This is a genomic window from Marinobacter sp., assembly GCF_034669625.1.
In the GTDB taxonomy this organism is placed as follows: domain Bacteria; phylum Pseudomonadota; class Gammaproteobacteria; order Pseudomonadales; family Oleiphilaceae; genus Marinobacter.
Genome location: NZ_JAXMOY010000033.1, coordinates 1 through 8196 on the forward strand (window position 1 = coordinate 1; position 8196 = coordinate 8196).

Sequence of the window (8196 nt, forward strand, 5' to 3'; positions counted from 1 at the left end):
ATTGCCGCCTTTCAGAAAGACGTCCCCCGATTCTTCGCGCGATACAGGTTGATATCATGCTTGAACTTCGCGGCGCGCCAGCGCTCTCGCCCTTTCGTTCCCGCAAATTGCATTCTCGCATTCAGGACATGGTTCCGGATGTGGAGCATGTTTATGCTGAGTTTATGCACTTTGTGGATCTAGATGACGACCTGTCCGATACCGAACAGGCGATTCTGGACCGGCTGCTTACCTACGGGCCCAGTGTTGAAGTAGAAGCGCAGGATGGAGTTTTATTCCTCGTGGTTCCACGCCCAGGCACTCTGTCTCCTTGGTCCAGTAAAGCGACCGATATCGCCCGTAATTGCGGTCTGCGACAGATCCGCAGAATTGAGCGCGGTATTGCCTATTATATCCAGTCCAGCAAAAAGCTGGGGTTGGAGCAGCGTGAGAAAATCGCAGCACTCCTGCATGACCGAATGACACAGAAGGTCTTCCACGAAATGGGTGGAGCCGAACTGTTGTTCAGCAACGAAGAGCCACGGCGGCTGGGCCGCGTTCCGATTGTGTCGGGTGGCCGCGCTGCGTTGGTTGAAGCCAATGCCCGTCTGGGGCTGGCTCTGGCGGACGATGAAATTGATTATCTGGTCGAATCCTTCATCAAACTCGAGCGTGATCCGACCGACGTGGAGTTGATGATGTTCGCGCAGGCGAACTCGGAACATTGTCGCCATAAGATCTTTAACGCCTCCTGGGATATCGATGGCGAAGCGCAGGGGAAATCCCTGTTCGCGATGATCAAAAACACCTACGAGATGAACAGCGAAGGCGTTCTGTCCGCTTATAAAGACAACGCTTCTGTGATTGTCGGAAGTGTGGCCGGACGTTTCTACCCGGCCCCGGGCAACGGTGTGTACAGCTACAACCGTGAGCCGGTGCATATTCTGATGAAGGTGGAAACCCACAACCACCCGACGGCGATCGCTCCATTTGCCGGCGCCGCGACCGGTTCTGGTGGAGAAATCCGTGACGAAGGTGCTACCGGGCGTGGTTCAAAACCGAAAGCCGGCCTTTCCGGTTTTACCGTATCTAACCTGAACATCCCCGGCGACGAACAGCCATGGGAGCTTGGGTACGGGAAGCCCAGCCGTATTGCTTCACCGCTGGATATCATGATCGAAGGTCCGATTGGTGGCGCTGCCTTCAATAACGAGTTTGGTCGTCCGAACCTGACCGGTTACTTCCGTACCTTCGAGGAAAAAGTGCCGGGTGCGGCCGGTGAAGAAGTGCGCGGCTATCACAAGCCGATCATGATTGCCGGTGGTATGGGTAATATCCGTGAAGAAGATGTCGAAAAAGGCAATATTCCCGTTGGTGCGAAGCTGATTGCATTGGGCGGTCCGTCCATGCTGATCGGTCTAGGTGGCGGCGCGGCATCTTCCATGGATTCCGGTTCCAGTAACGAGAATCTGGATTTTGCCTCGGTTCAGCGTGACAACCCTGAAATGGAACGCCGCTGTCAGGAAGTGATCGATCGTTGCTGGCAGTTGGGTGAACAGAACCCCATTTGCTTTATCCACGACGTGGGTGCGGGCGGTTTGTCTAATGCCATGCCAGAACTGGTCAAAGACGGTGGTCGCGGCGGTAAATTTGAGCTGCGGGACATCCCCAGTGACGAGCCCGGCATGTCTCCGTTGGAAATCTGGAGTAACGAATCGCAGGAACGTTACGTCCTTGCAGTAGCACCGGAAGACCTTGAACGGTTTGATGCTCTGTGTCGTCGTGAACGTTGCCCGTATGCAGTGATTGGCGAAGCGACCGAAGAGCACCATCTGGAACTGGCTGATTCGTACTTTAACGACAAACCCGTTGATCTTCCGATGGACGTCTTGTTTGGGAAACCACCGAGAATGCATCGGAGCGTGACGCGCGCATCCTTTACGAAGCCGATTTTCGATTCGTCGAAAATCGATCTCAATGACGCGATCCGTCGTGTTCTTCGGCTGCCGTCTGTAGGTTCCAAGAGCTTTTTGATCACCATCGGTGACCGAACGATTACCGGCTTGGTTGCCCGCGACCAAATGGTTGGTCCCTGGCAGGTGCCGGTGGCCGACGTGGCGGTCACTGCAGCGTCCTTTGATGTTCGTGCAGGCGAAGCCATGGCCATGGGTGAGCGTACACCGGTGGCGGCGATTGATGCACCGGCCTCGGGCCGTATGGCGGTGGGTGAAGCGATTACCAACCTGGCCGCTGCGCCGATTGCAAAGCTTTCGGATATTCGGCTTTCAGCGAACTGGATGGCCGCAGCTGGTCATCCGGGTGAAGATGAAAATCTCTACGAAACCGTTCGAGCGGTGGGTATGGAATTGTGTCCGTCGCTGGGTATCACGATCCCGGTTGGTAAGGACTCGATGTCCATGAAGACCACTTGGGAAGAAGATAACGGCGAGCAGAAGAGCGTAACGTCGCCACTGTCTCTTATTGTGAGTGGCTTTGCCCCGGTTACTGATGTGGCTCGCACGCTGACTCCCCAATTGCGGACCGATGCTGGCGAAACCGACCTGATCCTGATTGATCTGGCGGCGGGTCAGAATCGTCTGGGAGGCTCTGCGCTGGCCCAGGTGTATAGCCAGGTTGGTGCGGTGGCCCCTGATCTGGATGATCCCGACGATATCAAGGCGTTCTTCGCGGTCATTCAGGGTTTGAACTCTGACGCTAAGCTGCTTGCGTATCATGACCGCTCTGACGGTGGTCTGTTCGTGACCCTCGCGGAGATGAGTTTCGCGGGCCGTACCGGTGTCAGCGTTAAACTGGACGGTTTGGCAGAAGATAGTTCCCAGTTTGCTCGCGAGTTGTTTAACGAAGAACTGGGTGCCGTGGTTCAGGTGCGCCGTGAAGATACCGAATTCGTGCTTCAGCAGTTTTCCGCAGCCGGCCTCGGCGATCATACCGGTGTCATCGGTACTCTGAACGAGTCTGATCGGATTGAGCTGACATTCGCTGGTGAAAGCGTCATTGATGACTCTCGTACCGATTTACAGCGCTTGTGGGCAGAAACCAGTTATCAAATTCAATCGTTGCGCGACAACGCTGATTGCGCGAAGGACGAGTTCGATAACTTGCTGGACACCAAAGATCCCGGTCTGAATGCTGATCTGACGTTTGATATTAACGAGGACATTGCAGCGCCGTTTATCAATTCAGGTGCACGACCGAAAGTGGCTGTTTTGCGTGAGCAAGGCGTAAACGGTCAGATTGAAATGGCTGCCGCGTTCGATCGAGCCGGCTTTGAAGCTGTTGATGTGCATATGAGTGACCTGTTGTCTGGTCGAGTTTCTCTAGATAGCTTCCAGAGCTTGGTGGCGTGCGGTGGGTTCTCCTACGGCGACGTATTGGGTGCAGGTGAAGGTTGGGCTAAGTCCATTCTGTTTAACGATCGTGTGCGTGATCAGTTTGCCGGCTTCTTCAATCGTGAAGATACCTTGGCGCTGGGTGTATGTAATGGTTGTCAGATGCTGTCCAACCTGCACGAGCTTATTCCTGGCAGCGAAGGCTGGCCTCGCTTCGTGCGGAACCAGTCGGAGCAGTTCGAAGCTCGTTTGGTCATGGTGGAAGTGGCGCCGTCTCCGTCAGCTTTCCTGGATGGTATGGCCGGTTCGCGTATGCCGATAGCTGTGGCTCATGGCGAAGGTCGCATTGAGTTTGTACCTGGCAATTCGGCGGATGCTCTGGTTGAGAATAAGCTGGCAGCACTGCGTTATGTGGACAATCGTGGTGAAGCGACAAGCCGTTATCCGTATAACCCAAATGGATCGGAAGGTGGCATTACTGGGATTACGAACCGTGATGGCCGAGTCACCATTATGATGCCTCACCCTGAGCGTGTATTCCGGGCGGTTCAGCATTCCTGGAGGCCTGATGGCTGGCAGGAAGATGGTCCGTGGATGCGGATGTTCAGAAATGCGAGGCGTTGGCTGGGCTAGTGTAAGCGGCTTCGGTTTGCGCAAAAGCCGGCCGGATAGTGCTCTTTCTTTGTAAGGGGTATTGTCCGGTCGGTTTTTTTGTGCTCTAAGTATTTGCTTGATTAATAAGTGTACGATATATATTTGAGAATTCTGCTAAAACTGGCGATTAAGGGCTTGACTCAAATTTTTTATGCACATTTTTGGGGCCTGATTGGTGGAACTATGAACAAACAATGGGATATACGTTCACTTTTTGACCTTTGCTTTTAAGTCGCTGAATTTTATAGATTTTGTGTAATGGGTGAATTTCTCGTCAATTTGAGCTGAGGCCAGTGTTCATAAGGGGTTAGAGTGGATTCCCTAATACTTTCCCCAGAGTTATCCACAGATTTTGTGGGTAAGTTGAGAAACTCTAGATTTGAACAAAACTTGTACGATTTGAGGTGCCTGATGTTTAAGCTCTGTTACTTTGTTCCCGAGAGTCACCTGGAGGCGACCAAGCAAGCTCTCTTCGATGCCGGCGCGGGGAAAATCGGAGAGTACGATAGTTGTGCGTGGCAGTGTAAGGGGCAGGGTCAGTTTCGCCCGCTTGCAGGCAGCGACCCCTTTTTAGGCAGGCAGGGCGAATTGGAAATGGTTGCGGAATTTAAGGTGGAGTTGGTGTGTGCTGAGTCGCTGATTCAGGGGGCCATCAAAGCGTTGAAGCAGGCCCACCCATATGAAGAGCCGGCTTACGAAGTGTTCCGGCTTGAAGTGTTGTGATGAACGCGTTTAGTGGTTGGGGGGCGGATATCTGTGACGTGCAGACCGTAGTTGCCTGACTTCATCTCAGAAAGAAAAAATTCCAACGTTTTTTTGACGGTCGGGAATGAAATCTCATTCCAAGGGATTTCGTCTACGTCGAAGAGTCGTGATTCCAGTGACTCATCACCCGCACCGAAGCTGCCGTCAATGAGCGTCGCCCGATAGAACATATGCACTTGGTTGATATGGGGCACATCAATGATGGAGTACAAGCCGTCAATAGTGACTTCGGCCAGAGCTTCTTCTAAGGTTTCGCGGGCAGCTGCTTCGATCGTTGTTTCTGCGTTTTCCATGAATCCTGCGGGCAGAGTCCAGTAGCCGTAGCGAGGTTCAATCGCTCGCCGGCAAAGCAGGATCTTTCCCTCCCATACCGGAACGGTGCCCGCGATGATCCTCGGATTCTGGTAATGGATGGTGTCGCAGCTAATGCATACATAACGGTACCGGTTGTCACCCGCCGGGATCTTTTGTTCAACCTCTTGGCCGCAAGTGCTGCAATACTTCATCATTTTCCCCGTATACTGAGAGTTCAATAGTAGCCAGTTTAACCATCACGGCTGCTTGTGTCTCATTCAATGTTGCTATGTGGTTGGAGAGCAGAGTGCGGGATCTGTTGGAGGAAAAGCTGTTAAATTACGCCCCCAGGCAATTAGCTCTGGATTATCCCGAGGCTGGAATATTGGTGCCGATTACCGATAATTCCAATAGCCCTGAGATGATTTTTACCCTGCGATCTGCAAACCTTAAGACCCATCGCGGTCAAGTAGCATACCCGGGGGGGAAGCGTGATCCGGAGGATTCGTCGCTGGCTGCGACCGCGTTGCGGGAAACCCATGAGGAAATCGGCCTGCCGCCGGATCAGGTTAGCGTGATTGCGCCACTCAGTCAGGTGGTGTCCCTTCATCGAATTCTTGTTACGCCTTATGTAGGTATTGTTCCGGAAGATCATCCCTGTGAACCAAACCCCGATGAAATAGAGAGTGTGTTTCGGGTTCCTATCGAGTTTTTCCTGGAAGACAAGCGAGAGCGCACTGATGCCTTGGGGTTTCAGAGCAGTACGCTTTACGTGCCGTGTTATCGGTGGGAGCGTTTCCAGATCTGGGGATTGTCTGCGGTGGTTTTAGTTGATTTTTTGAATACTGTGTACGATGCCGGTATCGATATTCTTGAGCCGCCGCGCTGAATAAAATGGAGGAAGTGATGTTTTACTGTCTTGATGATCGCATGCCTGAGTACTCTGGGAGCGGGCAGTTCGTTGCCGAGAACGCCACAGTGATTGGCAGCGTTAAACTGATGGAGAAGTCCAGCGTTTGGTTCAATGTGGTGATTCGTGGTGATAATGAGCTAATTACCATTGGCCCTGAAACGAATGTACAGGACGGCTCAGTTCTCCATACTGACCCGGGAATTCCGCTCACGCTTGGTCGTGGAGTGACGGTAGGTCATAAAGCCATGCTGCATGGCTGTGAAGTGGGCGATTATTCTCTCATCGGAATCAATGCGGTTGTGTTGAATGGCGCCAAAATTGGCAAGCATTGCCTGATCGGGGCAAACACCTTGATTCCGGAAGGGATGGAAATTCCCGATGGTTCTATGGTGGTGGGTTCGCCCGGGAAAATTCGCCGGGAAATTAGCGAGAGCCAAAAGAAGATGTTGGAGATGAGCGCACTGCATTACGTACACAATGCGCAGCGTTATCTTGGGAAGTTGAAAGAGGTTGATCTGCCGCAATGAAAGTTCGGGATAAGGTGCGATCACCTTGCGTGTCTGTGTGCGCGTTGAACGACGACGATGTCTGCATTGGTTGTCAGCGCACTGGCGATGAAATCATGCGCTGGAGCTCCATGACCAATGAAGAACGGCGGCAAGTACTCAAGCATGTCGCAGAGCGTGAAAAGAAATTTCAAATCTAAAAGAACAGGACGTAAACGGGAATGACTGTAACCGATGATGCTGTGCGTATCGGCACTCCTCTGACACCGAACGCTACCCGCGTTCTTTTTTGTGGCTCAGGAGAGTTGGGTAAAGAGGTTGTTATTGAGCTGCAACGGTTTGGTGTGGAGGTGATCGCCATCGACCGGTATCCGAATGCACCGGCTATGCAGGTGGCGCACCGGAGTCATGTCGTTGATATGTTGGACGGTGAGGCGTTGCGGAAAGTCGTTGAGCTGGAGAAGCCCGACTTGATTGTTCCAGAGATCGAGGCGATTGCCACGGCAGAGTTGGTTAAACTGGAAGAAGAGGGCTATCGCGTGGTGCCAACGGCGCGAGCGGTCCACCTGACAATGAATCGGGAAGGTATTCGGCGTTTGGCCGCGGAAGAGCTAAGGGTGCCGACATCGCCTTATCGTTTTGCGGGTAATTACGAAGAATATTTGGCTGCGGTCAAAGAAGTCGGCATGCCCTTGGTGGTTAAGCCCGTAATGAGTTCGTCGGGTAAAGGGCAGAGTACTGTTAAAGCCGAAAACGATATTGATGCCGCGTGGGAATATGCTCAAAGTGGTGGTAGGGCTGGCCGTGGCCGCGTGATTATAGAGGGTTTTGTAGATTTTGATTATGAGATCACGTTGCTAACCGTCAAGCACCGTGACGGAATTTCGTTCTGTGATCCTATAGGTCATCAGCAAGAAGATGGCGATTATCGGGAGTCCTGGCAGCCGCACCCCATGTCTCCGAAAGCGTATGAGCGTTCCACCGAAATTGCTCGCTCTGTCGTAAGTGATCTCGGTGGTTACGGTATCTATGGTGTTGAGCTCTTTGTTAAGGGCGATGACGTTTGGTTTTCAGAGGTATCGCCTCGGCCGCACGATACTGGCTTGGTGACACTGATGTCCCAGGACCTGTCAGAGTTTGCTTTGCATGCAAGAGCGATACTGGGCTTGCCTATTCCCTTGATTCGACAAAAAGGGCCGACTGCATCTGCGGTGATTCTTCCCGAAGGCGATTCGACATCGGTGTCCTATAGTGGGTTGGGTGAAGCGCTATCCGAACCGGATACGCAGATACGGTTATTTGGTAAGCCTGAGCTTAAAGGAAGAAGGCGGATGGGGGTGGCGCTGGCGCATGGTTCCTCTATAGAGGATGCGAGGGCTAGGGCGGTGGCTGTCGTGAGCAAGGTTAAAGTAGAGGTATAGTCGTCGGGATTGAGGGGTGGCTAAAGGGTGATTTGAAGAAATTATAGAAAGTTTTAGATCACCCGTTGACACCCTCAGGGATGTCTGTAGAATGCGCATCTCGCTTGAGGGGCTAGCCGCTAAACACGGTCAGCAACGAAGCGGTAACTGCTTGAAAGTTCTGAAGAAAACGTTTTAAAGATTCTTCAAAAAGCAGTTGACAAGGTGGCGGTTCAGTGTAGAATGCGCCCCACGATTTAGCAGTAATGCCGGTGAGTTTTTCGGCCGTTTTCGAAGACGAAAACAGCAGTTGAAATTAACGGTTGACAAGGTGG

At 52.6% G+C, this 8196-nt stretch carries 7 protein-coding genes; 6 read left to right on the forward strand and 1 reads right to left on the reverse strand.

The window, feature by feature from the left end:
• The first annotated feature begins 56 nt into the window (after window positions 1–56).
• Both purL and VOI14_RS15515 read left to right on the forward strand, forming a co-directional pair.
• Window positions 57–3962, forward strand: a complete 3906-nt coding sequence (gene purL, locus VOI14_RS15510; protein ID WP_323752946.1) for a phosphoribosylformylglycinamidine synthase — start codon at window positions 57–59, stop codon at window positions 3960–3962.
• A 432-nt stretch (window positions 3963–4394) separates the two neighbouring features.
• Window positions 4395–4706, forward strand: coding sequence for a YqfO family protein (locus VOI14_RS15515; RefSeq protein WP_323752947.1), 312 nt, complete (start codon window positions 4395–4397; stop codon window positions 4704–4706).
• Here the strand turns inward: VOI14_RS15515 and VOI14_RS15520 are convergent.
• Window positions 4676–5254 carry an NUDIX hydrolase gene (locus VOI14_RS15520; RefSeq protein ID WP_323752948.1) on the reverse strand — a complete coding sequence of 193 codons (579 nt, stop codon included), beginning with the start codon at window positions 5252–5254 and terminating at the stop codon, window positions 4676–4678. The two genes, VOI14_RS15515 and VOI14_RS15520, sit on opposite strands and share 31 nt — an antisense overlap.
• Before the next feature lie 95 nt (window positions 5255–5349).
• Here VOI14_RS15520 and VOI14_RS15525 point away from each other — a divergent pair, with 95 nt between their 5' ends.
• Genes VOI14_RS15525 through purT form a run of 4 tightly spaced genes read left to right on the forward strand, consistent with a single transcriptional unit; the run spans window position 5350 to window position 7882 of the window.
• Window positions 5350–5931, forward strand: coding sequence for a CoA pyrophosphatase (locus VOI14_RS15525; RefSeq protein WP_323752949.1), 582 nt, complete (start codon window positions 5350–5352; stop codon window positions 5929–5931).
• Between the two features lie 17 nt (window positions 5932–5948).
• The gene (locus VOI14_RS15530) at window positions 5949–6482 is read left to right on the forward strand and encodes a gamma carbonic anhydrase family protein (RefSeq protein WP_323752950.1); all 534 of its coding nucleotides are present in this window, start codon (window positions 5949–5951) and stop codon (window positions 6480–6482) included.
• Window positions 6479–6661 carry a DUF1289 domain-containing protein gene (locus VOI14_RS15535; RefSeq protein WP_323752951.1) on the forward strand — a complete coding sequence of 61 codons (183 nt, stop codon included), beginning with the start codon at window positions 6479–6481 and terminating at the stop codon, window positions 6659–6661. The genes VOI14_RS15530 and VOI14_RS15535 overlap by 4 nt, the downstream gene beginning before the upstream one ends.
• 21 nt (window positions 6662–6682) lie before the next feature.
• The gene (gene purT / locus VOI14_RS15540; RefSeq protein ID WP_323752952.1) at window positions 6683–7882 is read left to right on the forward strand and encodes a formate-dependent phosphoribosylglycinamide formyltransferase; all 1200 of its coding nucleotides are present in this window, start codon (window positions 6683–6685) and stop codon (window positions 7880–7882) included.
• The last annotated feature ends 314 nt before the right edge of the window (window positions 7883–8196 follow it).